The organism is Oceanospirillum beijerinckii DSM 7166, from assembly GCF_000422425.1.
GTDB lineage: Bacteria > Pseudomonadota > Gammaproteobacteria > Pseudomonadales > Halomonadaceae > Oceanospirillum > Oceanospirillum beijerinckii.
On sequence record NZ_AULT01000024.1, the window covers coordinates 56431 to 82152 of the forward strand.

19 protein-coding genes are annotated in these 25722 nt (G+C 47.7%); 12 read left to right on the top strand and 7 right to left on the bottom strand.

The genetic code is table 11. The features are described from left to right. Nucleotides 1–100: 100 nt before the first annotated feature. Both H579_RS0108565 and H579_RS24930 read right to left on the bottom strand, forming a co-directional pair. The gene (locus H579_RS0108565; RefSeq protein ID WP_028300325.1) at nt 101–832 is read right to left on the bottom strand and encodes a response regulator transcription factor; all 732 of its coding nucleotides are present in this window, start codon (nt 830–832) and stop codon (nt 101–103) included. Nucleotides 833–905: 73 nt separating this feature from the next. Beyond that, on the bottom strand, nt 906–3857 hold the full coding sequence (locus H579_RS24930) for a cache domain-containing protein (RefSeq protein WP_084624035.1): 2952 nt from the start codon (nt 3855–3857) through the stop codon (nt 906–908). 231 nt (nt 3858–4088) lie between these two features. Here H579_RS24930 and H579_RS0108575 point away from each other — a divergent pair, with 231 nt between their 5' ends. The 5 genes from H579_RS0108575 to H579_RS0108595 all read left to right on the top strand — a co-directional run bounded on the left by H579_RS0108575 (nt 4089) and on the right by H579_RS0108595 (nt 9037). Further along, nucleotides 4089–4859, top strand: coding sequence for an ABC transporter ATP-binding protein (locus H579_RS0108575; protein ID WP_028300326.1), 771 nt, complete (start codon nt 4089–4091; stop codon nt 4857–4859). Then, nucleotides 4856–5608, top strand: a complete 753-nt coding sequence (locus tag H579_RS0108580; RefSeq protein WP_281167032.1) for an ABC transporter ATP-binding protein — start codon at nt 4856–4858, stop codon at nt 5606–5608. Before H579_RS0108575 ends, H579_RS0108580 begins: the two co-directional genes overlap by 4 nt. 185 nt (nt 5609–5793) lie before the next feature. Continuing rightward, complete coding sequence (locus H579_RS0108585) at nt 5794–7014, top strand: ABC transporter substrate-binding protein (protein WP_028300328.1); 1221 nt, start codon at nt 5794–5796, stop codon at nt 7012–7014. 161 nt (nt 7015–7175) lie between these two features. Continuing rightward, nucleotides 7176–8063, top strand: a complete 888-nt coding sequence (locus H579_RS0108590) for a branched-chain amino acid ABC transporter permease (protein WP_028300329.1) — start codon at nt 7176–7178, stop codon at nt 8061–8063. 2 nt (nt 8064–8065) lie between these two features. Beyond that, nucleotides 8066–9037, top strand: a complete 972-nt coding sequence (locus H579_RS0108595) for a branched-chain amino acid ABC transporter permease (protein ID WP_028300330.1) — start codon at nt 8066–8068, stop codon at nt 9035–9037. A gap of 443 nt (nt 9038–9480) precedes the next feature. Here the strand turns inward: H579_RS0108595 and H579_RS0108600 are convergent, their stop codons facing one another. The 5 genes from H579_RS0108600 to H579_RS0108620 form a co-directional block, all read right to left on the bottom strand. Beyond that, nucleotides 9481–10257, bottom strand: coding sequence for an amidohydrolase (locus tag H579_RS0108600; protein ID WP_028300331.1), 777 nt, complete (start codon nt 10255–10257; stop codon nt 9481–9483). A gap of 97 nt (nt 10258–10354) precedes the next feature. Next, entirely contained in the window at nt 10355–11506 is a 1152-nt protein-coding gene (locus tag H579_RS0108605; RefSeq protein WP_028300332.1) for a pyridoxal phosphate-dependent aminotransferase, read from the bottom strand. 63 nt (nt 11507–11569) lie between these two features. Next, nucleotides 11570–13513, bottom strand: coding sequence for a sensor histidine kinase (locus H579_RS27795; RefSeq protein ID WP_051227459.1), 1944 nt, complete (start codon nt 13511–13513; stop codon nt 11570–11572). A gap of 21 nt (nt 13514–13534) precedes the next feature. Beyond that, entirely contained in the window at nt 13535–14611 is a 1077-nt protein-coding gene (locus H579_RS0108615) for a BMP family ABC transporter substrate-binding protein (protein WP_036565815.1), read from the bottom strand. Continuing rightward, nucleotides 14608–15624, bottom strand: a complete 1017-nt coding sequence (locus H579_RS0108620; protein ID WP_028300334.1) for a BMP family protein — start codon at nt 15622–15624, stop codon at nt 14608–14610. Before H579_RS0108620 ends, H579_RS0108615 begins: the two co-directional genes overlap by 4 nt. Nucleotides 15625–15961: 337 nt before the next feature. Between H579_RS0108620 and H579_RS0108625 the strand changes: the two genes are divergently transcribed. The 7 genes from H579_RS0108625 (at nt 15962) to potA (ending at nt 25720) form a co-directional block, all read left to right on the top strand. Continuing rightward, a complete protein-coding gene (locus tag H579_RS0108625) occupies nt 15962–18997 on the top strand; it encodes a PAS domain S-box protein (protein WP_084624036.1) in 3036 nt (1011 codons plus the stop codon). Between the two features lie 32 nt (nt 18998–19029). Further along, nucleotides 19030–20295, top strand: a complete 1266-nt coding sequence (locus H579_RS0108630; RefSeq protein WP_028300336.1) for an EAL domain-containing response regulator — start codon at nt 19030–19032, stop codon at nt 20293–20295. A 73-nt stretch (nt 20296–20368) separates the two neighbouring features. Next, on the top strand, nt 20369–21466 hold the full coding sequence (locus H579_RS0108635) for a response regulator transcription factor (protein WP_028300337.1): 1098 nt from the start codon (nt 20369–20371) through the stop codon (nt 21464–21466). A gap of 178 nt (nt 21467–21644) precedes the next feature. Further along, on the top strand, nt 21645–22844 hold the full coding sequence (locus H579_RS0108640; protein WP_028300338.1) for a BaiN/RdsA family NAD(P)/FAD-dependent oxidoreductase: 1200 nt from the start codon (nt 21645–21647) through the stop codon (nt 22842–22844). 424 nt (nt 22845–23268) lie between these two features. Next, on the top strand, nt 23269–23739 hold the full coding sequence (bfr, locus tag H579_RS0108645) for a bacterioferritin (RefSeq protein WP_028300339.1): 471 nt from the start codon (nt 23269–23271) through the stop codon (nt 23737–23739). Nucleotides 23740–23750: 11 nt separating this feature from the next. Then, entirely contained in the window at nt 23751–24236 is a 486-nt protein-coding gene (gene bfr, locus H579_RS0108650; protein WP_028300340.1) for a bacterioferritin, read from the top strand. Between the two features lie 368 nt (nt 24237–24604). Beyond that, the gene (gene potA / locus H579_RS0108655) at nt 24605–25720 is read left to right on the top strand and encodes a spermidine/putrescine ABC transporter ATP-binding protein PotA (protein ID WP_028300341.1); all 1116 of its coding nucleotides are present in this window, start codon (nt 24605–24607) and stop codon (nt 25718–25720) included. Nucleotides 25721–25722 lie beyond the last annotated feature (2 nt).

The window sequence follows — 25722 nt, forward strand, 5'->3', positions numbered from 1 at the left end:
ATTGGGGAACAGATACACATTGTACCCATTTCCCAATAGCCTACCCTCGCTCTTCCCAGCCTTCGTACGCCCTAATTCGAATCATCTTATAACGTCGAGATCAGTCTATACTAATCTCCGCCCACTCTACATCTGCGGCCAGAATATAACCGGCACCGTACACGGTTTTAATAATCTGCGGTTCTTTAGGGTTCACTTCGATCTTTTTACGCAGTCGCGACATTCTGGAGTCGATACTGCGGTCATAAGGGATCGCCTGTTCACCTAACAGTCTATCGCGGGATAAAATCTGTTTCGGTGCCCGTAACAGAGTCATCAACAGATCCGATTCTGCGGTGCTCAGCACCTGGTTATCCGTGCCATCATGATCATCCTCATGACTCAGAGTCAGCGTCGACGGGTTATATTGCCACCCGGCAAACAGCGCCTGCTTGATGGTATTGGCAGACACCACCTCCGTGCGATCCAGACGGCGGATCAGGCTTTCAACCCGTGCCACCAGATAACGGGGTTCAAACGGTTTGGTGATATAGTCATCCGCGCCCAGTTCCAGACCTAAGACCCGGTCGGGCAGGCTGCCGCGACCGGACAAAATCAGCACCCCGACATCCGGGCGGTTATATAGCTGACGCACCAATGCCAGACCATCCATATCCGGTAAACCCAGATCGATAATACACAGTGTTGGGGCGCAGCGTTCCAGTGCCTCCTGAGCTTTTTTGCCAGTATGAAATGCTTGCACTTGATATCCATATGCACTCAGTTCAGAACTGGCCAGATCACAAATATCCTGGTCGTCATCGACCATATATATAAGGCTAGTCTTTCTCATTGATTATCTGCTTGTAAACCTGAATTACTTCTTGTTTTTATTGTAATAATAAAGCCTTATATAAGGAGCTTCTTTACGACTTAAGGTGTCCAGAAAGCTCCTTGGCTTGAGCCATTGCACGCTCTAACGTAGCTTTATCAAAAGGTTTACGCAATATCTGATACTTTTTCGAGCTGACCGGTGAGTCTTGTTCGTACTCATTTCCACTGATAATCAATCTCTGGCTATCAGGATTATGCTGATACATCAGCTCTGCCAAGCCAAAACCATCCAACCTACCGGGCATATTGACATCGGATACCAGGCCTTCAATACTGTCCAGCGTGGTGATCAGCTGCTCCGCTTCATCGGCATCACAGGCTTCGATAACCGTGTAGCCTAAGCTGGTGAGTTGATCCCGTACCACCATACGCACATCACTGTCATCTTCGACCAGTAGGATTAGCTCTCCAGTGGCCCTATTGCCTGTAGCTGTACGATCCTCAGTTCCTCCCGTGGCTATACCGCACGTTGCTTTATCCTCTATGGCACTATTTGTAGTTGATATATTTATACCGGTGACATTTTTGCGAGCTTCTACCGTCAATTTTAGTGGCAGTAGCAGGGAGATAGACGCGCCCTTGCCCGGTTCACTATTAATCGCGATAAAGCCTCTGGATTGTTTGATAAAACCATAGACCATACTCAGGCCCAGGCCCGTGCCTTCACCAACACTCTTGGTAGTAAAGAAGGGTTCATAGGCCAGGGTTTTGGCCTCAGAAGAGAAACCGGCTCCGGTATCATTGATCTGAATCTCCACGTACCGCCCTGGTGGTACCAGATCGTCGTAGTTCAGGGGTGTAGTGACGGTCAGCATCTGGATATTAAAGGTAATGTCACCACCTTCCGGCATGGCATCACGGGCATTTAGCGCTAGATTCACCAGCGCATTTTCCAACTGCCCAGGATCAACTACCAGTTGCGGGTTATCAACGATATGACTGCTAACGTTGATATTGTCCGGCAAAGAGCCTTCCAGCAGTTCGGTGGTTTCTTCCAACAGCTCACGCAGATCTACCGCACAGGGGGCCAGGGCCTGTCGACGGGAGAAGGCCAGCAAACGTCCGGTAATATCCGCACCACGGCGGGAGGCACGAATGGCAGGGTTGATATAGCGCTTCAGCCCTTCGACCTCGTCAAAGTGATCCTTGGCCGCCAGCAGATTACCCATAATCACGGTGAGTAGATTATTAAAGTCATGGGCCAGACCACCGGCTAACTGACCGGCAGCACTCATACGCTGGGCTTCCATCAGTTTTATTTCAGCATCTTTTTCACTGGTGATATCAAGCGACAGGTTCAAGACGCCGATCACCTCCCCCTTATCGGACAGATAAGGAATCAGTTTACGTTTGGTGATCACCTGACGCTGATCCTGAGTAAAGGAGTACTCATACACCGAGGGTTTTCCCGCCAGACACTGATCAATCTGATGATGAATACTTGCCATCATCTCGCTGCCCAGAATATCGGTCGAGGACTTGCCTACAATCTCCTCTTTACTGCGGTTAAACATCTCCGCATAACCCTGATTAACAAAGATATACTTCAGGTTTTTATCCAGATAAGCGATCTGGGCAGGCAGGGCGTCAAGAATCAGGCGCTGACGCTCTTCCTGTTGCGCCAGCTCCTGGGTGCGGCTTTGTACCTCATCATCCAGGGTCTGAATATTGTCGTGCAGACGTTGCACCATGGTATCGAAGGTTTGCGCCAGCACACCGATCTCATCATTGCGCACCACACCACTGGTGGCGGTCAGATCACCGGCACGAATCTGCTCAGCAGTACTTGCCAGTTGATTGATGGGCCGGGTAATCCGGCGGATAAAGAACAGTGCCAGCGCAGTAGCAATCAGGGTGGAGAACAGTGCAATAGTGAGGATGCGCTCACTGAGCAACTCAGCACTTTGCTTCAATTCATCTTCATAGACTGAGGAACAGATATACCAACCCAAACCATCCAGTGAGCGGGCCAGGGAGACCTTATCGTAGATATAGTTTTCCGGATCAGAGGGTTTGTCCCACTTGTAGTGCCACTCTTTACCGGTGTCGGCCACATTCATCAGGTTTTCCAGAATGGGCAGTCCGGTCACCGGATCTTTTAGATCAAAGCCTACGGCGCGACGCAATTTGGCACTGGGGTGAATAATCAGATTACCGGCTTTATCAAACACAAACACATAACCGCTTTTACCGACGGTCACGCCTTCTAGGGCCTTAGTCACCTCTTCGATAATGCCCTGCTTGCGCTTTTCCACTTCCCGTTCGATATCGTCCAGATAGAGCCCCGAGCCTATAACAAAGCCCCATTTGGGGAAGCTTTTCACATAAGACAGCTTGCCGGTCGGTACTCGCTCATTCAAGCGTTGCCACTGATACTGATAGAAACCTTCGCCCTCCTCCTGAGCGGATTGCACCAAATTACGCAAAATCTCTGTTTGTTCCCCCATATCCGGCTTAGCGATGGACATATTGTGGAAAAAAGGATCGGGATGGGACAGCACCTGGGTGCCATAATCGGTAATCCAGATATAACCCCCGTTGTCATAGGTAAAGTTGCGCAGGCCTTCAAAGATACGTTTTTTCGCCTGTTCAAAATCAACACCGGTTCTGTGCGCCTCTTCAAAGGCCTCTTCCAGGTGCACTTCACTCAAATCCACCACCGCTTTTAAGCGCTCTTTATGGGCTTCCAACGCCTGTTTTCGATAGCTTTCAAGGTTGCTGTGCATCGTATTGGCAAGCTGAAAAGTGTTATTTAGCGTTAAACGGGCGGATTTCAGTTCAATCTGATACACCTCCTTTTGTATTAGAGGCACCGAGTAGAAGTAGATGACCACAAACATCATGGTCATGATCAACACCACTACCGCAAAGAAGCGTCTGAACAGGGTAGTCCTTGGGGTGTTATCCGCTCTGGAATAGGCCTTAGCGCCAGGTTTTGACGGGCCGGAGCCAGAGGAAAAAGTATCAGAAGTTGCAGACGACATAACGTATTACCAGTGCCTTAGATGGCTTCAGTGTAAAGCGAAAAATAGCCAATTACTGCCATGTGCACATTTCGGTGCATTTGTGACAAACCCTAGCCACAGTTTGTTCTGACAATGGCTTCGGCTGACACGATCAGGCGCCTATTAAACCTGATCCACTGCTGACCTGAATACCACAGCACAAAAATAACAAAACCCCCATTTTTCAGGATAAGGGGCTGGGAAGGTTTTATGACGCAAGATTATATCCTCTCGACGAACTCTCTGACGAAAGAGTTTAAGGGCTTCACTGCGGTAGATGATGTGAACCTCAATATTGAACGCGGCACCATTCATGCGCTGATTGGCCCAAACGGTGCTGGTAAAACAACGTGCTTCAATCTGCTGACTAAGTTTTTAACGCCAACCCGTGGCACCATCCTGTTTAACGGCAAGGATATTACACATAAAACACCGACCGACATCGCTAAGATGGGAATGGTTCGCTCCTTTCAGATCTCTGCAGTTTTCCCTCACCTGAGCGTGATGGATAACGTGCGCATCGCGCTGCAACGCAAGACCGGCACCTCCTTCCACTTCTGGAAATCAGACAAAACCCTGGACGTGTTAAACGACCGAGCCATGGAACTGCTGGAAGAAGTAGGCCTAGGCAAGTGGGCTGACACCATCACCGTTGAGATGCCATACGGTCGTAAGCGTGCACTGGAGCTGGCCACTACGCTGGCACTGGAACCTGAACTGCTGCTCTTGGATGAACCAACCCAGGGTATGGGTCACGAAGACGTTGAGCGTGTCATGCACCTGATCAAGAAAGTATCCGCAGGCCGTACCATCCTGATGGTTGAGCACAACCTGCACGTGGTTTCCAGCCTGTCTGATCGTATTACTGTACTTCAACGTGGCGCGGTATTGACCGAAGGCCCATACGAAGAAGTGTCTCAGAACCCTCAGGTACGTGAAGCCTATATGGGTACTGAAGCAGCGGGGAGTGAAGCAGCATGAATGCGGAAGTAAAAATGGCCAGCGAGAGCACAAACGAACATAAAAAAGGTACCGAGCAGCTGCGTATTGCAGATCTGCACGCCTTTTACGGTGAGTCTCATATCCTGCACGGCATCGATATGAAGGTGAATCGCGGTGAGCTGGTAACGCTGCTGGGCCGTAACGGTTCCGGTCGTTCCACCACCCTGAAATCCATTATGAATATGGTGGGCAAGCGTACCGGTTCCATCATGATCAACGGTAACGAAACCGTAGGCATGCCAGCACACCAGATCGCCCATCTGGGCGTGGGTTTCTGCCCGGAAGAGCGTGGCATCTTCTCCAGCCTGAACGTTGAAGAAAACCTGATGCTGCCACCGACCGTACGCAGTGGTGGTATGTCTCTGGATGAAATCTACGAGATGTTCCCGAACCTGTATGAGCGCCGCATGAGTCAGGGTACCAGACTGTCCGGTGGTGAGCAGCAGATGCTGGCCATGGCGCGTATTCTGCGTACTGGTGCCAACCTGCTGTTACTGGACGAGATCACTGAAGGTCTGGCTCCGGTAATTGTACAGACCCTGGGCGAAGTACTGCTGAAGCTGAAAGACAAAGGTTTAACGATCGTACTGGTGGAACAGAACTTCCGTTTTGCGGCACCTCTAGCGGATCGTCACTATCTGATGGAACACGGTTCCATTGTGGAAGAGATTGCCAGCCATGAGCTGGAAGAGAAGATGGATCTACTGAACACCTATCTCGGTGTCTAGATCTCCGGTTTCAACCGGTGACAAAGAAAAAGAGGTCAGAAGCAGCAAAAAAAAGCATTTCGCTGTGAATGACTGAAAATGGCTAACAAGCCAAAGCAATGAGTAACAACAAAAACAAAAAGCTTAAAAACACCTAAACAGAATCAAAACCCCTTTGTTTAGGCTGACAAGCAATGGAGTGGACTATGAAAATGATCAAAAAACTGATGTGCAGCGCAGTTGTATCAGCTATGGCAGCAGCGGGTGCAGCTCAAGCTAAAGGTATCTCCGATGATGAAGTACGTATCGGTTACCTGGCGGATATGTCCGGTACTTATAGTGCTCTGGCAGGTCCTGGTGGTCTGGAAGCCGCTAAAATGGCGATCGAAGACTTCGGCGGCAAAGTAAACGGTAAGAAAATCACTATCGTAAGTGCTGACGACCAGAACAAACCAGATATCGGCGCAAACAAAGTACGTCAGTGGATCGATGTTGATAACGTTGATATGGTCGCGGGTATGGTTTCCTCTGCGGTAACGATCGCAGTAAACAAGGTGGTAGAAGCGAAAGATAAAATCTCTATCGTTTCCGGTTCAGCATCTTCTGCTATCACCAACCAGTACTGTACAGCGAACTCTGTACACTACGTTTATGACACCTATGCACTGGCACACGGTACTGGTGAAGCAGTTGTAAAAGAAGGTGGTGACAGCTGGTTCTTCCTGACAGCCGACTACGCATTTGGTCACGCAATGGAAGGCGACGTAACCACCGTTGTTAAAGAAAGCGGCGGTAAAGTCGTCGGCGGCGTACGTCACCCACTGTCTACCAACGACTTCTCCTCTTTCATCCTGCAGGCTCAGGCTTCTGGTGCAAAAATTGTAGGTCTGGCTAACGCGGGTGCAGATACCACTAACGCCCTGAAAACGGCAAAAGAGTTTGGTGTTGTAGATGCAGGTCAGAAACTGGCCGGTCTGCTGATCTTCCTGACAGATGTTTACAGTCTGGGCCTGGAAACCACACAAGGTCTACAGCTGACCACCGGTTTCTACTGGGACCGTACTGACGAGACCCGCGCCTGGGCAAAACGCTACGAAGAGCGTACCGGTGCTAAGCCAACCATGGTACAAGCGGGTGTTTACTCCTCGGTTAATCACTACCTGAACGCGGTTAAAGCAGCGGGTACTGATGAGACTTCTGCGGTAATGGCGCAAATGAAGAAAACGCCAATCAACGATTTCTTCGCCACCAACGGTCAGATTCGTGAAGATGGTCGTATGATCCACGATATGTACCTGGCTGAAGTTAAGAAGCCTTCAGAGTCTAAGAGTGACTGGGATCTGTACAAGATTCTGCGCACCATCCCGGCAGATAAGGCGTTCCGTCCTCTGTCCGAGTCTAAGTGTAAGCTGGTTGCAGGTAACTAATACCTGATACCTGGATGGCTCTGGTTCTCAGGAATCAAGCCATCTGGCTCAACCCTGCCCTATCGGGGTTGAGCTAAGTGTCCTGCTACAAAAGAAACAATAAAAATAACGACGCCTGTTTGAGGGTGGTCGCGTCTTCACGAGCGTTAAAGGGTTTTGTTATGGCTGAGTTGCTGGGTTTTCCGCCACAAGTGTTATTTGGTCAGTTATTGATCGGACTGATCAACGGTTCGTTTTATGCACTGCTAAGTCTTGGTTTGGCTATTATTTTTGGTCTGTTAAACATTATTAACTTTGCACACGGTGCTCAGTACATGTTGGGTGCGTTTGTTGCCTGGCTGGGTCTGAACTTCCTGGGTGTAAACTACTGGGTTTCTCTGTTACTGGCCCCACTGGTGGTCGCGGCAATCGGTATTGCCCTTGAGAAAACCATGCTGCGTCGTCTTTATAAAGAGGACCACCTGTACGGTCTGCTGCTGACCTTTGGTCTGGCGCTGATCATTGAAGGCTCCTTTATTCACTTCTTTGGTGTATCCGGTCAGCCATACTCTGTACCTCAGGCACTGACTGGCGGTAACAACCTGGGCTTTATGTTCCTGCCGACTTACCGCGCCTGGATTATCGTAGCGTCTCTGATTATCTGTTTCGGCACCTGGTACATGATTGAGCGTACCAAGCTGGGTTCCTACCTGCGTGCGGGTACCGAAAACCCACAACTGCTGCAGGCATTTGGTATCAACGTACCACTGCTGATCACCCTGACCTACGGTTACGGTGTTGCGCTGGCTGCCTTTGCTGGTGTACTGGCTGCGCCGATCTACTCGGTAAGCCCGGTGATGGGTTCCAACCTGTTGATCGTCGTATTCGCAGTGGTAGTCATCGGTGGTATGGGCTCCATTATGGGTGCAATTGTGACCGGTCTGCTGATGGGTCTGATCGAAGGTCTGACGAAAGTGTTCTACCCGGAAGCATCCACCACTGTGATCTTCCTGGTAATGATTATTGTACTGCTGGTACGTCCTGCAGGTCTGTTTGGTAAGGAGGCGTAACCATGACAACTCAAGCCTTAAACAGCAGCGCCGTGGATAAGTCCATGGCAAGAACCAAAGTATTGTTCCTTGTTCTGATTGCGATTGGCCTGGTCGCGCCGTTTGCGATCTACCCAGTATTCCTGATGAAGGTTCTGTGTTTCGCTCTGTTCGCCTGTGCTTTTAACCTGATGCTGGGTTATGGCGGTCTGCTTTCTTTTGGTCACGCAGCCTTCCTGGCCACTGGCGGCTATATCACAGGTCACACTGTGATGGAGTGGGGTGTAACCCCTGAGGTCGGTATCCTGATCGGTACGGTATGTTCCGCAGCCATGGGTTTTGTCTTTGGTAAGCTGGCGATTCGTCGTCAGGGTATCTACTTCGCCATGATTACGCTGGCACTGGCCCAGCTGGTGTTCTTCCTTTACGTTCAGGCACCGTTCACCGGTGGTGAGAACGGTCTGCAGGGTATCCCGCGTGGTGAACTGCTGGGCTTCATCAGCCTGGAAGATAATCTGCCGATGTACTACTTCGTATTTGCCATCTTTATCTTTGGCTTTGCGCTGATCCATCGCACCATCCACTCGCCATTTGGTCAGATCCTGAAGGCGATCCGTGAGAACGAGCCTCGCGCCATCTCTCTGGGTTACGACGTCGACAAGTACAAGCTGGTCGCATTTGTAATCTCTGCGGGCTTGGCTGGCCTGGCCGGTTCCACTAAGAGCCTGGTATTCCAGCTGTCATCCCTGACCGATGCACACTGGCATATGTCTGGTGAAGTGATCCTGATGACCCTGCTGGGTGGTGTGGGCACTATATTCGGCCCTGTCGTTGGCGCAGCCACTGTTGTAACGCTGCAGAACTACCTGTCTCAAGGTCCGTTAGCATCATGGGTGCCGGTAATTCTGGGTCTGATCTTCGTAGTCTGTGTACTGCTGTTCCGTAGCGGTATCGTGGGTGAGATTCAGAAGTTTATGAAAAAGAACTTCAGCTAATCGATTGATAGGAAACGGTTCAAAAGGACTGAACGGTTTCATCGCAAGACACCTGAACAAAAGTTTATCTGCGCTGGCCTGTGTGCCTCAGCCCAGCGCAGAAGTTATCGAAAGCCTTAATATCAAACGTTTTGATATGGGGTTGTACCAAACCAGACAGGTTGTTGTAGGTCGGAAAAGCCGCAAGGTGCCTTCCGACAATTATCCGGTATCGGAGTCAGTGTCGGATGGCGCTTCGCTTATCCAACCTACTCTGATATCAAGAAACTTATCGGGGATGGTATTAGATAACAACGCTTTTGTTCAGGTCGCTACAAGAGTCTCTGAAGTACAGGATCTGGTTTTTCCTGTTACCAGATCACTTCAGAGACTTTCCAAAGGATGCTTTTCATTGACACTTTGTGCTTGTAGGCCTGTAGCTTTTTGTACAGGCTTTTTTTTGTCTACAGAAAAGTAAAGCTATCCGCATCATTACTGGCAGGGAAAGCGGTACGAAAATCGTCCAGCGCCTTCAGATCCAGCATAGTCGTTAATACTTCCACTTCACACGGTTTCGCCTGCAGTTGGCCATGACCTTTAAAGTCAATCAAAGCAGAATCACCGCTGTAAGGCAGTTCATTACCATCGACACCAACACGGTTTACACCGGCGACATAACACAGGTTTTCAATGGCCCGTGCCTGTAACAATGCTTGCCAGGGGTGATTGCGTACCTGCGGCCAGTTCGCCACATAGATCGCCAGATCATAATCGTTATGGCTGCGACTCCACACCGGGAAGCGCAGGTCGTAACAGATCTGTGGCAGAATGCGCCAGCCCTTATATTCAACAATCAGGCGCTGTTCACCGGCCTGATAGTGCTTATGTTCACCGGCCATACGGAACAGATGGCGTTTATCGTAATACTGGCTGTCGCCCTCTGGTGTCACCCAGTAGAAGCGGTTGTGATAGCCCTGTTCACTCTGTACGACCACACTGCCACAGATTGCCGCATTTAGCTTTTCCGCCTGCTGCACTAACCACTGAAACGCTGGGCCTTGTTCTGGTTCAGCGACATGTTCCGGGGTCATGGTAAAACCGGTGCTGAACATCTCAGGTAAGATAATCAGATCGGTTTTACCCTCTAAAGGATCAGTCAGCTCAGAAAACATCTGCAGATTGGCTTCAGCATCGTGCCAGTGCAGTTCTGACTGCACTAAGGTCACTCTTAATTCATTCACAGTGCATCATCCTTTTTAACAGCGTCCATTGCAGCTGGCTTCGTTATGGTATATGCAGTAGTAACAGGCTGAACCGTTGTTATAGCTGGCCCTGTTTTTATAACTGGCATAGCAACTCCCCAGCTTCGCGTAAGGTTTTTTCGTTCTTCGCAAAGCAGAAGCGCACCAGTCGCATATCTGGATCAGGGTTTTGACAGAATACAGAAACAGGAATCGCGGCAACGCCCTTTTCTGTCGTCAACCAGCGAGAGAAACTGACATCATCCATATCGCTGATGGCACTGTAATCCACCAGCTGGAAATAGGTGCCTTTTGCCGGAGTAAAACTAAAGCGACTGCGCTCAATCACCTGACAGAACAGATCACGCTTTTCCTGGTAAAATCCCGGCAGTTCACCGGTATATTCCGGGTGATGCAGCATATAGTCGGCAATAGCCAGCTGGAAAGGTGCTGCGGTACTGAAAGTCAGATACTGGTGCACCTTACGCAGTTCAACAGAAAGCGGCTTAGGTGCAATACAGTAGCCCACTTTCCAACCCGTGGTGTGGTAGGTTTTACCAAATGAGGACACAACAAAACTACGTGCTGCCAGCTCAGAATGAGTTAACAGGCTGCAGTGCGGTTGCTGATCAAATACAATATGTTCGTAAACCTCATCACCTAATAGCAGAATATGTGTATCTCGAACCAGCTCAGCCAGCTTATCAAGATCTTGACGACTTAGAGTCACACCGCTGGGGTTATGGGGTGTATTGACGATAATCATGCGGGTGCGTGGAGTGAGCGCTTCTTTCAGCGCCTGCCAGTCGATGGTGAACTCTGGCAGAGTCAGCGAGATATGGCGGCAGATACCACCATTCAACTCAATAGCAGGCTCGTAGCAGTCATAGCAGGGGTCAAACACGATCACTTCATCACCCTGACGCACGACAGCACTGATCGCTGCAAAAATCGCTTCGGTGGCGCCAGAGGTTACCGTGACCTCTTCATCGGCACAGACATTGGCCCCGTAAAGGCGCTTGGCTTTTTCGGCAATCGCTTCACGCAACGGCTGCACGCCTGTCATAGGGGCGTACTGATTGGCTTTATGACCGATATGGTAAGCCACACGTTTACGCAGCTGTTCCGGTCCTTCGAAATCAGGAAACCCCTGAGATAGATTGATGGCGTTATGCTGAGCTGCCAACTGAGACATAACACTAAAGATAGTGGTGCCAACTTTTGGCAACTTGCTGTCGGGGTAATACATAGCCAATACCGCTCAAAAAGTAATAAAAAACGGCTTAGATAGTATGCAGAATTATAGCCTCACTCAAGCGGATTCTTCAGACAGCTGTTGAGGTGTCATTACAGGAAAACGCAGGATAAAGCGGGCTCCCCCTTCCGGTACATTCTGAGCCCGAATACTGCCTTTTAACACCTGAGTGACTAAGTTGTAGATAATATTACCACCCAGGCCACTGCCACCGCTGCTTCTGCGAGTAGTGAAGAAGGGGTGGAACACTTTGGCCAGTTGCTCATCATTCATACCAGAGCCGTTATCCGAATATTCCAGCACCACTTGATCTGCTGATGGCTGGCTGATCTCAATCTTAATCAAACCTTCCCGACGCTCATCAAAGCCATGAATGATGGAGTTCATTATCAGATTAACAATAATCTGCGACACCGCCCCTGGGTTATGTACCACTTCCAGCATCTCGGGGCCTGTAACTTCAACCTTATGCTTCTTCTGTTTCAGCCTCGGCGTCAGGGAGTTGGCTACAGTACGAACATAGTCTACCAGCAGGAACTCACGCACCTCGCTATGGGACTGATCCACTGCCACTTTTTTGAAATCGCTGATCAATTGAGAGGCGCGATTCAGGTTAGAACGCATCAGCCCCAGAGCTTCATGAGACTGATCGATATGTTCCTGTAGCATGCTGGGTGTTAGTGTCTGCTCTTTAAACGCTTTCTGCAAATCATTCAAATCATCACTGATGTGAGATGCTGCAGTGACACAAATACCAACAGGCGTATTAATCTCGTGGGCTATACCGGCCACCAGCTCACCCAGAGCGGCCATTTTCTCGCTTTCAATCAGCTCCTGCTGAGCTTTTTGCAGTTGCTCCAGCGTACGTGACAGCTCCCTAGTCCGATCTTCGACTCTAAGCTCCAACTGGTCGTTGAGACTCTGAAGATCCTCAATCGACTTTTCCACCTTTGAAGCCATTTCATTAAAAGCAGTCGACAGTAGAGAAAACTCCACATGGGAATCAATCTTTAGATCTGCATGATAGTCGCCACGGCTGACCTTTTGAGCGGCATCAACCAAAGCGGTAAGAGGAAGAGTAATCTTACGAGCGATCTGACGCCCCACCAGCCACACAAATAGCAGTGCAACAAAAGCTCCCAGCAGGGAAAATATCAGCATATTCTGCACTGGACTGGTAACCAGAGAATACGGAACTTCAGCAACGACTAACCAAGGGGTACCAAACAGGCTTCGAATATTACCCAGAACGGGCCGATTTAAGGCTCCGGTATAATGCTCCAGCTGTGCGTGACCTGAATGCCTGAGTTGTTGCTGTACGCTGGAGGATAGAATGATTGCCTGCATATCTGCCAGATACTGTTTTTCTAACTCCACACTGGAAGCGATTGTATTACCTCTGACATCCAGTAAATAAGATAAGCCATCCAGATCAGAGTGAATCTTAGAGAGCAGAAATGAGATATGGTGCAGATTAACATGAGCCATCAATACACCATCGATTCGATCCATTTTGTTCCTAATCGGCAGAGAAACCACCACAAACTGGTTTTTTAAGAAAGGATCGTATTGGGGGTTGGATAAAAACTCTTCATGACGTAGAAACGAGCGACGGAAAAAGGGCTGGTTACTGACAGAGTTTAACGCTCTACGGCCATAAGGGCTGTTCTGAGCAATGATTTTGCCCTTTCGGTCATATAATACAACCATCTCAAAAGCATTGTTTTGGCGAATCAGGGCCTCAACTAAAGGAGCGGACTCCGTATCAGAGAATTCGGACAAGCCGCGTACCCTAGCTAACAGATTTAAGCTGCGCACAACTTCATCCCAGAATACCTTCACAGATTCTGCCGCTAATTGACTGGTACGAGAGGCATGCGTATGCGTCTGCTTCTCCAAAGCCGAAAAGCTAATGGGTAGGATTAGCACTAGGGTAATCGCAACTGACAGAAAGGTCAGTCCCAAACTGCCTATCAGCAATTGCTTACGAATAGTCTTCATAACAATATGCCTGATCTCATACTACTGATCACTCTCCAACTGATCCACTTTGAGTTGTCCGTACACCAGCCCTCCTTTTAACTGCTGAATGACGTCAGCAACCTGCTGCTGATATTGCTCTCCAACCAGCACGGAATTAAAACGAATTTGTGCAACCTCTTCTTCAAAGCTAAACCAAACCTGTTCACCACGCCAATGCCCTTTACCTGCCATATGTGCAGTTTGAGTAATGATGCCTGCAACGTCCATAATACCTGTAGCCAATACCTGATCGATATTCCATTCATCCCGAGGCTCGGTGTCAATCACCAGTATCCTGCTGGCAGGGTACTTTCTGGCCAGTTCAATTACAGCTTTATTTCCCATACCTGTGTTAATAAAGAGCACCTTTACACCTTGATCAAGTAATGCTTTCGCTTTGTCAACCGACAGCGCAGGATCGGAAAAGCTATCGACCCAATCAACCAACACCTCAACATCTGGCTGATATTCAGTAACTGCACTTTCATAGGCGTCTGCCATTCTTTGATAAGCTTTAAAAGGAATCCCTCCAAGAAATGCGACTTGTTTCCCTGCAGGGCTCTCAACCTGCTGAGCTGCCAGCACGCCCATGACATAGCCAATATCATTGAAACGCCCTGCAGCACCACCAAAGTTCGTATGATTGCCTTCAACTTCTCCCACAACTGCAACACTGGTATATTTGAACCGCTCTGCAAGCTGGCGTAGAAAGGCTTCATATTGCCCTCCCAAACCGATCACTACCCTCAACCCTTGCTCTAGTTCAGGTCGTATTCTCTCCATTAACACTTCTTCACTGACCTTATTAGGGTCACTGTTGGAGACTAAATGCACATGCGCATTAAGCTGAGATTTAATACGCTCAGCACCATCAAGGCCAGCTGCACTCCAAGGATCACTCTCTGGCTCCTGCGGCGTCATCAGTACTACAGATATCTTGTGCTGCTTCTGTTCGACAGAGGGAAGCTGCTCTGAATCACAGCTGGTTAATCCAAGCAGCACCAAGAGGCTACACATTAGCCGTACATGAGTCTTAGTCAAGGCACCAAAAAGGGAATCCTGAAAGTGATTGTTCACCGCTCCACCTCCAAATGACCCAATACTACTTTTTGATAGACCTGCTTAAACTCTTGTGCCTGTTCCGGTGTTAATGCTTTAGGCTCCAGGTGAATCTCCTGTACCTGATCCTTAATACCAAACTGGTATAGTTTGCCTTGCCAGCGTCCCTTGAGAATCTGATTAAAGCCATATTGAATCAAGCGAGGGGTATAAAGCTGCACATTAGCGAGCAGAGTGCTGGGAGGGGAGTCATAGTTTTCTAACTGCCGACCAATAACTGCAACTCCTTTCTTCTCTAACAAGGGATAGATCACCCGGCTGGCTGGATCAGCGTTAACCGCGATAACATCCACGCCATCTGCTAACATTTGCTCGGCAATAGCCATGGCCTGGACCTCATCGGTCCAACTGGTAAGATAGTGTTCGAAGAGCTGCACACCAGGATTAATATCCAACGCCCCTACCCGCATACCTGTCGCCATCTGTTCCAGGATAGGTAGCTGCATACCGCCGATAAAGCCTATCTTTCCAGTCTCAGATTTTAACGCCGCTAAGGTCCCCGTCAGCAGACCCAATTCTCGCCAATCAAATGACAGACAGCCCATATTGGCGTTGTTACCCGGGCAATTGGTATTAACGATAAAGTTTACTCTTGGGAAATTGCGTGCCAACCGGGAAACAGGGTCAATATATTGTCCGCCATGGGCCATCACAATATCGACGTTATTGACCTCTATCTGCTGCCTGACTAAGGCACTAAAAGCCTCATAATCTATAAAAGGCACAGACTCAAGATAGATAAAATTGAGTTCCAGCTCATTACTGAGTGTTTGCACCCCCGTAAATCCAGCCTGATTCCAACCAGAATCGGAAACTTTCTGAGGAAACAGTGCCAACAAAACCTGTTTATCCTCAACAGATGTCTGTTGAGGTGGACTCTTTTCAGAAGTCGACTGCGACTGATCACACCCGCTTAAGGCAACAAAAGTAGACAGCAGCAGAAGATAAAATAAACGACAAACAGCGGCCATAAACACCTCTCTGTATGGGTCGAGAGTTACGCTTTTATTTAAAAATACCTCAAAAATATTAAGCGTGTAGGGAAAACTTACGACACAAACATACAACTATTACACCTGTTTTTAAACAAAACAGATTGCAAAACCAGAAAATTTAGCCTAATCCTAACTATATACAGAAAAACAACGTGTTTTGATATTTTCTGCCCCAAACGTCAGAAATATATCCTTCCTGTGTGAAAGCGTTTGTTTCACTGTTTTATTTGTCTGATTTAAGGCAAAGACCCTTCCCTATCTGTTACCAGATTATTTGAGTGATAGAAGCAGGCTTGAATAGTGGAAAAGGGATATGACGAAGCTAAAAGGACCCGTCATGGCTGACTCCAAATACAGACACAGACATCAGACTCTTGCCGAGCTGAAACAGCTCATCACACTGCTGGACAATCAGGAGCCGCCTGAAGAGGTTATCGGCGTCGCACTGCAAGATATGCTACGTATTAGTCAAAGCCGTTATGCTCTGCTTCTGCAAGCAACGAGCGATAATAATGTAATTTTGCATTGGCAGGGGGATCTTCAGAGCGGATATTGGCAGCATGAAAATTCACCGGAATACCTTCAGCAATGGCAACAAAAAATCAGGGATCTATTGGTGCCTCAACTCAGGCGCACTAACCACCTGATCGCTAATTCGCCCTCAAGCCTGAAATTAGCTTGCAATGATACAAACGCCTGGTCCCTGCTGCATAAGACGATTATGTTACCTCTTACGTCAACAATAGGGGAGCGTAAAGGTCTGGTCGTATTGTGCGGTAAAGAGGAAGACTTTCAGCTCAAGCATATTATGGCGCTCGAGCCTCATTTAGCATTCTGCATCAATATGCTGCTGTTTGAGAGCTTCACCAATTATCCGGGCAAGACTTCTAAAAGTGGCGATAGCCTCAACTTCTCATCGCTACCCAGCGAGATTGATGGCCAGAAGTTTGATCCTCAATTTACCTACAGCAATCACCCAGGGTTTATTACCGATGTCGATGGCATCATTTTGATGGCCAATAAAGCGGCAGAAAGCCTGCTTGCCTTCCCATCTGAACGCCTTATGGGCCAACCTATCAATCAACTTATCCCTAAGATCCAGCTTAGCTTGCACCTGAATGACTCAACAGAGCAGGCGGAGAAATACCAGGAACTTAAAGCTTTCACCCGAACCGGTCGAGCTATCTCTGTTCGGGTATCCTGTGCAGCAGAATTAAAAGAATCAGAATTAACTTTCTCAGTAAAGGTGCAGGATATCAGTGCTGAGCTGGAGTCTGTCAATAAACGACAGGAAAGAAATATCCGTATTCAAAGCCAGCAAAGAGCGACGTTAGAAGTTGCCAGGTTGGCTACTCAGGGCAAATCGCCCTATGAAGAACTGGTTAACAAAATCTGCGAGCTAACAGCAACTACACTGGATGCTCCCAGAGTCGGTGTTTGGCTCAACGAGAATGATAGCCCTATCTACCGTAACTTCTGTCAGATCAAACATAATGATCCCCCCTACAGTGAATGCCAACCTCTCGTGCTCACACAGAAAAACCCATTTGTGCGTCAACTGGAGCAGGTCCGGGTGATGGCCCTGACCAACCTGAATAACAGCTTCCATCAGCCGGACTTTTTATCAAAAGACTACTTCCGTCGTCACCGCGTTAATACACTGATGTGTGCCGCTATTATTAAAGAGGGGCATTTGATCGGTTTTCTGGTGATAGAGGACCATGACAGACCTTTATGGCACGAGGATCAATTTAACTTTGCCCGGGAGGTGGCTAACTACCTTCATATTCTGGTACTGAATGAATCAAGGCAACAGATTCAGGACGCCTTGTCATTACAGGAGCAACAGTTTCGTTTGCTGTTTTATGACAGCCCTATGGCGATGATGGCCTTTGATAGGGAAGATTTTCGGTTTATTGCCGTTAACCATGCCGCAACGGAAGAGTTTGGTTACTCACACAGTGAGATGTTGAGTAAGAACATTTACGATCTGGTTCCATTACAGCACGTAATTGATGTACACGGCTTGGTTTCAGCCAGTGAGAATAGTTCACAGGGCGATTACCGTATATTGGAAACCCGTATGCAGAAACACTCTGGTGAAGTGATTGATGTGGAAGTGCACACCCACACGATTGAGCTCTCAGGCCGAGCTTCGATTTTGCTGGTTGCCCACGATATTACGGAGAAAAAGCGCATTGAAAGTAGCTTACGCCAGACGCAGAAGATGGAGGCTATTGGGCAGTTGGTTGGCGGTATAGCTCATGACTTTAACAATATCACCAACATCATTCGTGGCCATGCCGAGCTGCTGGAATTAAAACTGAAGAATAACGACAAAGTACAAAAGCATATTGATGCCATCAATAAAGCGGCTAGCAGAACGACCAGTTTAACCAATAAGCTGATGCAGTTTTCCCGCCAGCAGCAGATGAGTAGCCAGGCCTATAACCTCAATGACATTATCGGTGATCTGATCGAGCTGATTACTAAATCACTGACCACCAATATCCGGGTAGTACTGGAACTGAGTAATCATCCATGGCCCGCCATTATCGATAAGGGCGATTTTGAAGATGTGATGATCAACCTGGCCATTAATGCCAGAGATGCCATGGATGGAAGGGGAACCCTGACCATTACCACCCAGAATATCACCCTGGAGCAAGATAGCCCCCTGATTGTACGGGATCGTATACCCGGTGATTACCTGTGCATCAGTATACAGGATACGGGGTCAGGTATTCCGAAAGAAATAAGAGAGCGAATTTTCGATCCATTTTTTACGACTAAAGAGAAAGGTAAAGGCACTGGATTAGGCCTGAGTATGGTCTATGGTTTTGTAAAACGCAGTGGTGGTTTTCTTGAGTTAGATTCTCAGGAAAATGAAGGTAGCTGTTTCCAACTCTGGTTACCCCGTTCGGAACAGGAAGCAGTGAGTGAGGAACCCACTCAGGATAAGATCCCTGATCTACACTTAAAACAGTCGCTGTCAGCCCTTGTAGTGGATGATGAAGAGGATATCCGTTCATCCCTCAGTGAGATGCTCAGCTATATCGGTTTTGCAGTCTCCCAGGCTGAAAGTGCTGCTGATGCTATCGATGTTGTGCAAAACAGTACGACTCCCTTTGCTCTGCTGCTGTCGGATATTGTTATGCCCGGCGAGCACAATGGTGTTTGGTTGGGGCACTGGATGAAACAGAATTCTCCAGATACCCGGATTATTCTGGCTTCAGGCTATGCTGAGAATGTGCGTTTACAGGATGCACAACAAGTTGGTGAATTGCTGAAAAAGCCTTTTAGTCGAAAAGATCTGATTCAAACGCTGTCAAAATGGCATTGGGCTTAATATCAGGGAAGTTATATAGAGCAAGAGGCATCATGAACAACGTAATTGCTGGAAACGCTCAGGTTAAAATGGGTACTCAAAACAACCTTGGTGATCAAAGAGAGATCACACGCCGCAAGTTACTGGTGATTGATGATGAAGAGGATATCTGTGAACTGATATCTGAGATAGCAGAACTTGCCGGTTATGAAACAGATAGCATCAGCCTGCTCAACAGTGTTGACGATCTCTCAGTTCTGGAGGCATTTGATGTATTAGCGCTGGATTTGTCAATGCCAGGCTTAGATGGCATTGAGATTCTTCACTATATGGAGCATCTCAATCTGAAGCCTCAATTGGTACTAATGACAGGTTTTGAGCAGTCCGTACTGGAGGGTGCTAAAAAACTGGCCGATCAATTACAGATCCCGGTACTGGGTACTTTATCAAAGCCCTTTCAGGTTCAAAATGTAAAATCTTTGCTGATGCAGCCCTTTACCGTTCCTGCAAAAAACAAGTCTCAACTTCGTAGTGGCCAAGCTAACGACTTCTCAGTACAAGAGATTGAGCGAGCCCTTGTGCGAAATGAGTTTATCCCCCATTTTCAGCCACAGATTGATCTGGCCACCGGTCAGGTTCATGGAGTAGAAGCACTGGTACGCTGGCATCATGACCGCGGTATCGTAATGCCAGACAACTTTCTGCCGCTGATTGAAAGCAATAAACTCATTTTGCCGCTGACACTCTCAGTTATTGAGCAAACTATGGCACAAATGGAACGTTGGCAAAACCATGGGTTGGTTGACCTTCAGGTCTCAATTAACCTATCCGCAGCTTATCTGGATGAGTTAAATCTGGCATCCCTGATGCCTCAGTTACTGCAGAAGTATCCAGTCACTGCGGAGATGATTACTTTTGAAATCACAGAGCGCATTGCATTGGATGGCAGTAATCAATCTTGTTTGGACGCGCTGACACGCTTAAGACTTAAGGGCTTTTTCCTTTCACTTGATGATTTTGGTACCGGTTACTCCTCTCTGGCTCAGTTGAATCAGCTGCCCTTTAATGAGATTAAGATCGACAAGGGCTTTGTTATGCATGCCTTATCAAGCCCTATCTCTCAGACTATTGTGCAGTCGTCCATTTCACTGGCTAAACAACTGGGTGTGCGCTGTATTGCAGAAGGTGTTGAGACAAAAGAAATAGAATCTTTCCTGATTGAATCAGGGTGTGATGTTGCTCAGGGTTATCTGTACAGCCCCTCTCTACCCAGCGATGATTTTATTCTATGGGCTAAAGAATACCTGGACAAGCTTTAACCCTTATTAAAGTTTAACCAAAAAACATACTGGCTTGTTCCCCGCACAGGCTTCAGAAAATAGGATACGAAAAATGAGTGAGCTAACACTATTAATCGTTGATGATGATGAAATGCACTGTGATCTGGTCAGCGATATGCTGGAAGGTGAATATCGCACTCTTACCGCGACCACCAGCGGAGAAGCGGAAAGCCTGTTCGCCGAACATAAACCGGATATTCTATTGCTGGATATTAATATGCCTGGCAGGGATGGTATTGAGCTGTGCAGGGCCTTAAAACAAGAATACAGCGATGACTTTTCTGTCATCTTCGTCTCTGGACACAATTCACTGGAGGAGCGTCTGCGGGCTTATGATGCTGGTGGTGATGACTTTGTAGCTAAGCCCTTTGAAATGAAAGAGCTACTGGCTAAGATCCACGCTGTGGCTCATTACCAAAGTAATAAGCGTAGCTTGCAGGATCAGGAGGCCTTTTCACGGAATATGGCCTTTCAGTCGATGGCAGAGGCCTCACAGTATGGTCACGTATTGCAGTTTTTCAAAAATAGCCTGCATAGTAAAAGTCTGGATGAACTGGCTAAACATTTCTTTGAAATGATGGCTAACCTGAACCTGATCACCAGTCTGCAGTTCCATGGCCGAGACACACATTCCTATGATCAGATTAACGGTCAGTGTAGCCCTATTGAAGAGAACCTGTTTGAACTATTACGCGGTGTGGGGCGCCTGTATGACTTTGATAACCGAACCATACTGAACGATAAGCATGTTTCTTTCCTGATCAAGAATATGCCCGTCGATGATGAAATGAATTATGGCCGCCTACGTGACGTAACCGCTGTAATTATTGAGGGGTTGGAAGCAAAATACTTGGATTTACAGCGCGAGCAAGCACTCAAAAATATCCTAAACAGTGTGCAGGATATGATTGATCATGTCAGTGATCAGATTAATCATCATGATAGCCATATGAAAGTGCAAACGAATAACCTCATTATGGATATCAGGTCTAGCTTTCATGAGTTAGATCTGACATTAGAGCAAGAGGAGTTTTTTACTCAAGTGATTGAAAAAAGCATTAAAGAGATGGATCACTCAGAAGACGGCCTATCTGCAACCAGCAACGCACTGAAACAGCTGGCAAATAAAATTCAAGGCTCGTTGTCCTAAGCTCAGGGGATACATCTGCAGCCATCAATAATAAAGAGGGCCCCAGGTCACAGGAAGCACATGTTTTAAAGGCAGGTTGTAAAGACAGTACTTGGGTCAGCCTCCCCTAACTCTTTACAGCCTGCCCTCATTTCACTAGAGTGCGCCCTCTTCAATCACAAGCGACAGGTGTAACTCCATGGCTGCTCAACAACGGGATGTCATTATTATTGGTGCCGGTGCAGCTGGCTTAATGTGTGCCATCAATGCGGGTCAGCGTCAGCGTGACGTTCTGGTACTGGATCACGCCCGTAAGGCAGGTAATAAAATCATGGTATCCGGTGGTGGTCGTTGTAACTTTACCAACTACTATATCGAGCCCAATCGCTACCTTTCGAAAAACCCTCATTTCTGTAAATCCGCTCTAAGTCGTTATACGCAGTGGGACTTTATCGCTTTGGTTGATAAACACGGCCTGCCCTATCATGAAAAAGAGGAAGGCCAGCTGTTTTCCGACCTGAAATCGAAAGCGATCTTAGATATGCTGCTGCAGGAAGTAGCTGATGCCGGTGCTCAGGTACAGCTAAAAACCGAGATTGAAAGCATTACACCGCTGGATAAGCGCGCAGCCCCTTACCGTTATCAACTGACAACCAATCAAGGCACATATCATTGCCAATCGTTGGTGATAGCCACCGGGGGGTTATCTATGCCGACTATGGGGGCCAGCGGTTTTGGTTATCAGGTCGCTGAGCAGTTTGGTCTGCGCATACTGCCACGTACTGCTGCCCTCGTACCTTTTACTTTACAACCAGAAGAGAAAAACTGGACCGAGCCGCTATCTGGCCTGAGTACTCCAGCCACACTCAGCTGTAACACAATGAGTTTTACCGGTAGTTTGCTGTTTACTCACCGGGGTATCAGTGGTCCTGCTGTCCTGCAGATCTCCTCTTATTGGCAATCTGGCGATACTCTGGAAGTGGATCTGTTACCAGGTTTAGAGCTGGATGAGCATCTGAAACAACTGCGTCAGGACAGGCCCAAGGTTGAGCTAAAAACGGTACTCAGCGAACACCTGCCCAGCCGTTTAGCCAAAGCCTTGTGCGAACACTTCTTTACCAATAAAACGATGAGCGAGTTAAGTAACGCTCAGATCGAAGAGATCGCACAACAACTTCACCACTGGCAACCTAAGATCTCTGGTACCGAGGGTTATCGAACTGCCGAGGTCACTCTTGGCGGCGTGGATACCGACGAACTATCATCCAAAACCATGGAAGCAAAAAAAGCCCCAGGCCTTTACTTTGTGGGTGAAGTGATGGACGTCTCCGGCCATCTCGGCGGCTTTAATTTCCAATGGGCCTGGTCCAGTGGTTGGGTGGCTGGAGAAGTGGTTTAAGCCTACTCGAAAAACAGAAAAACAAAGCTACTGTGTTTTGTCCTCAGGACAAGATGCCAGAACAGAAAATATTATTAACCCTGAAGGCTTTTGTTTCGCAACTTAACCGCCTGGCTAAAAACTCTAACTGTTTAAAGTCTTATCTATTAATAGTATTCGGCTCTCTATTTCAAGGACTGAACAGTGCGTAGCTCTGATTACAATGAGCTATGCACTATACACTGCTCAGAAATATATTAGGCCAAAAAAACTGGAATAAGATATTTTATTCACTATTATTACTTCATCTCCAAAAAAGCCAGATTATTTCAGTCAACTTTTAATCGCCATCCCAAAAAACAAAATTAGACAAGACTTAATTAAAAAACTAATACAGATACTATCTGGCGAACCACATAGCAAGCTAAAAGAATAGGAGCGTACCATGAACGCCGACAGCGCCGTGATTAAAGAGCTAAATGCCGCCTTAAAAGGGCAGCTTACGGCTATCAACCAGACCTTTTTACATGCCCGTATGGCAAAAAACTGGGGGCTTGAGGAGATTAACTCTCACGAATACAAAGCATCTATTGAAGCGATGAAGATGGCTGATGACCTGATCGAGCGTATTCTATTCCTCGAAGCTCTGCCAGGTATGCAGGCGCTGAATCGTCTGCAGATTGGTGAAAATGTACCTGAAATGTTCGCCGGTGATCTGTCAGTACACACTGAAATTCGTGATCAACTGGTTACTGCTGTTGATGTGTGCGAAAAAGCTCAGGACTATGTCACCCGTGATCTGTTGATTCATGTACTGGAAGAAACAGAAGAACAGATCGATTGGCTGGAAACTCAGCAATGGCAGATCACGAACAGCGGTCTGGAAAATTATCTTGCTGCTCAGATGGATGACTAAGGAGATTAATCATGAAAGGTAGTGCAAAAGTCATCACCCATCTGCAGGCGCTGTTAAATAACGAGTTAATGGCACGCGATCAGTACCTGGCCCATGCCAATATCTTTAAAGACTGGGGACTGCACCATCTGCATGAACGCCTGCGTCATGAGATGGAAGAGGAAACGGAACACGCAGAGGCACTGATGGAGCGTATGCTGTTTCTGGAAACCACACCGGATATGAATGGCCACCTGGACGCTAACGTGGGTACCGATGTGGTCAGCATGTTTAAAAATGATTTGGCTGTAGAGTATGAAGTAGATAAAGCCCTGAAAGAAGCCATTGCGGTCTGTGAGGAAGAGAAAGACTTCGTCACCCGTCAGGTATTGGTCAAACTACTTGATGATACCGAGATGGATCATGCCTACTGGCTGGAACAGCAGCTGCGCCTGATTGATATGGTTGGCTTGCCAAACTATATTCAGGCTCAGATGCGAAAAGGCAGCGAAGGTTAAAGTCTACTTTGCCTGACCGAGGCCATCCTGGGATGTGCCCGTCATAAAAGCCAAAGCCCTGTCGGTTTTGGCTTTTTATTTCCCTCTTAAAAACCATAGCATTGGCTAAATCATCCCCCACACCTGTAAATTTTCATTTGTCATAAAAATCACCCGCTTTAACGATTAAGGTCAGCTTTCCTAAATAGGAAAAATAGAATTAAATCTCTATTTTTTCTGGCATCCACTGGCCGCTTTTTGTACATTCAGCCAACAGCCTGACAGGGCAGTAGCTCAAAGCATTCAGCGCCAGAGCTGACTTTATAACGATACTTTTTATATACCTGAGTGACCATACTTGGGTATTTACGGGCACAAGGAGTCTCAGATTGGCAAAAACTCTGATGCAGTTTCGCCAGGTTTCCCTGAAGTTTGATACACAGGAAATCCTGACGGGATTTGATCTGGATATTAAGGATGGTGAATTCTTCACCCTGTTAGGGCCCTCAGGCTGTGGTAAAACCACTGTTCTGCGCTTAATTGCCGGTTTTGAGCAACCGGATGAGGGGCAAATTTTACTGGATGGTCATAATATCGCTGAGCAATTGGCAGAGCATCGCCCTATTAATACCGTATTTCAGAGCTACGCGCTTTTTCCTCACCTAAGCGTGTTTGATAACGTTGCCTTTGGCCTGAAAATGAGCCGTACTCCTAGTACAGAGATTAAGCCACGGGTTATGGAAGCGCTGGAGATGGTACGACTGGCAGAGTTTGCAGACCGCAAACCCGCTCAGCTCTCCGGTGGTCAGAAGCAACGTGTTGCAATTGCCCGCGCAGTTGTAAACCGCCCTCGTCTGCTGCTACTGGATGAGTCTCTGAGTGCGCTGGACTACAAGCTGCGTCAGCAGATGCAGATTGAGCTAAAGCACCTGCAACGTCAACTGGGCATCACCTTTGTCTACGTCACCCATGACCAGGAAGAGGCCCTGTCTATGTCAGACCGTATTCTGGTGATGAACCATGGTCAGGCACAGCAGGTCGGTGCGCCACGGGATATTTACGAATCCCCCGCAAATGAATTCGTCGCCCGTTTTATCGGTGAGATCAATATTTTTGATGCCCGTATTGAACAGGTAGTCTCCATTGATGAACAACAAGGACGCTATTTAGCCTATTTCGACCAGGGGAATATGACCCGGGAGATTGTTTCCGAAACCCGCTTTGAAGCCGGAGACAAGGTTAAAGTCATGCTTCGTCCGGAAGACTTGCGCATTGAGTTCCTGGAAGACGCTCCCGAAAAACCGGGCTTTATCGGCGAAGTGCAGGAAAGAAACTACAAGGGTAAAACCCTGGATTCCCAGATTAAGCTGAAGGATGGTCAACTGATTCTGGCCAGCGAGTTCTTTAACGAAAATGAACCCGATTTTGACTACAAGCTGAATCAAAAGGTGTGGATCGATTGGGTTCACGGCTGGGAACATGTAATTAAAGCAGACCTATTGTAATT

Excerpts from the sequence above, each read along its gene's own strand:
- H579_RS0108565 (WP_028300325.1), bottom strand. The coding sequence starts at position 832 with ATGAGAAAGACTAGCCTTATATATATGGTCGATGACGACCAGGATATT.
- H579_RS24930 (WP_084624035.1), bottom strand. The coding sequence starts at position 3,857 with ATGTCGTCTGCAACTTCTGATACTTTTTCCTCTGGCTCCGGCCCGTCA.
- H579_RS0108575 (WP_028300326.1), top strand. The coding sequence starts at position 4,089 with ATGACGCAAGATTATATCCTCTCGACGAACTCTCTGACGAAAGAGTTT.
- H579_RS0108580 (WP_281167032.1), top strand. The coding sequence starts at position 4,856 with ATGAATGCGGAAGTAAAAATGGCCAGCGAGAGCACAAACGAACATAAA.
- H579_RS0108585 (WP_028300328.1), top strand. The coding sequence starts at position 5,794 with ATGAAAATGATCAAAAAACTGATGTGCAGCGCAGTTGTATCAGCTATG.
- H579_RS0108590 (WP_028300329.1), top strand. The coding sequence starts at position 7,176 with ATGGCTGAGTTGCTGGGTTTTCCGCCACAAGTGTTATTTGGTCAGTTA.
- H579_RS0108595 (WP_028300330.1), top strand. The coding sequence starts at position 8,066 with ATGACAACTCAAGCCTTAAACAGCAGCGCCGTGGATAAGTCCATGGCA.
- H579_RS0108605 (WP_028300332.1), bottom strand. The coding sequence starts at position 11,506 with ATGTATTACCCCGACAGCAAGTTGCCAAAAGTTGGCACCACTATCTTT.
- H579_RS27795 (WP_051227459.1), bottom strand. The coding sequence starts at position 13,513 with ATGAAGACTATTCGTAAGCAATTGCTGATAGGCAGTTTGGGACTGACC.
- H579_RS0108620 (WP_028300334.1), bottom strand. The coding sequence starts at position 15,624 with ATGGCCGCTGTTTGTCGTTTATTTTATCTTCTGCTGCTGTCTACTTTT.
- H579_RS0108625 (WP_084624036.1), top strand. The coding sequence starts at position 15,962 with ATGACGAAGCTAAAAGGACCCGTCATGGCTGACTCCAAATACAGACAC.
- H579_RS0108630 (WP_028300336.1), top strand. The coding sequence starts at position 19,030 with ATGAACAACGTAATTGCTGGAAACGCTCAGGTTAAAATGGGTACTCAA.
- H579_RS0108635 (WP_028300337.1), top strand. The coding sequence starts at position 20,369 with ATGAGTGAGCTAACACTATTAATCGTTGATGATGATGAAATGCACTGT.
- H579_RS0108640 (WP_028300338.1), top strand. The coding sequence starts at position 21,645 with ATGGCTGCTCAACAACGGGATGTCATTATTATTGGTGCCGGTGCAGCT.
- bfr (WP_028300339.1), top strand. The coding sequence starts at position 23,269 with ATGAACGCCGACAGCGCCGTGATTAAAGAGCTAAATGCCGCCTTAAAA.
- bfr (WP_028300340.1), top strand. The coding sequence starts at position 23,751 with ATGAAAGGTAGTGCAAAAGTCATCACCCATCTGCAGGCGCTGTTAAAT.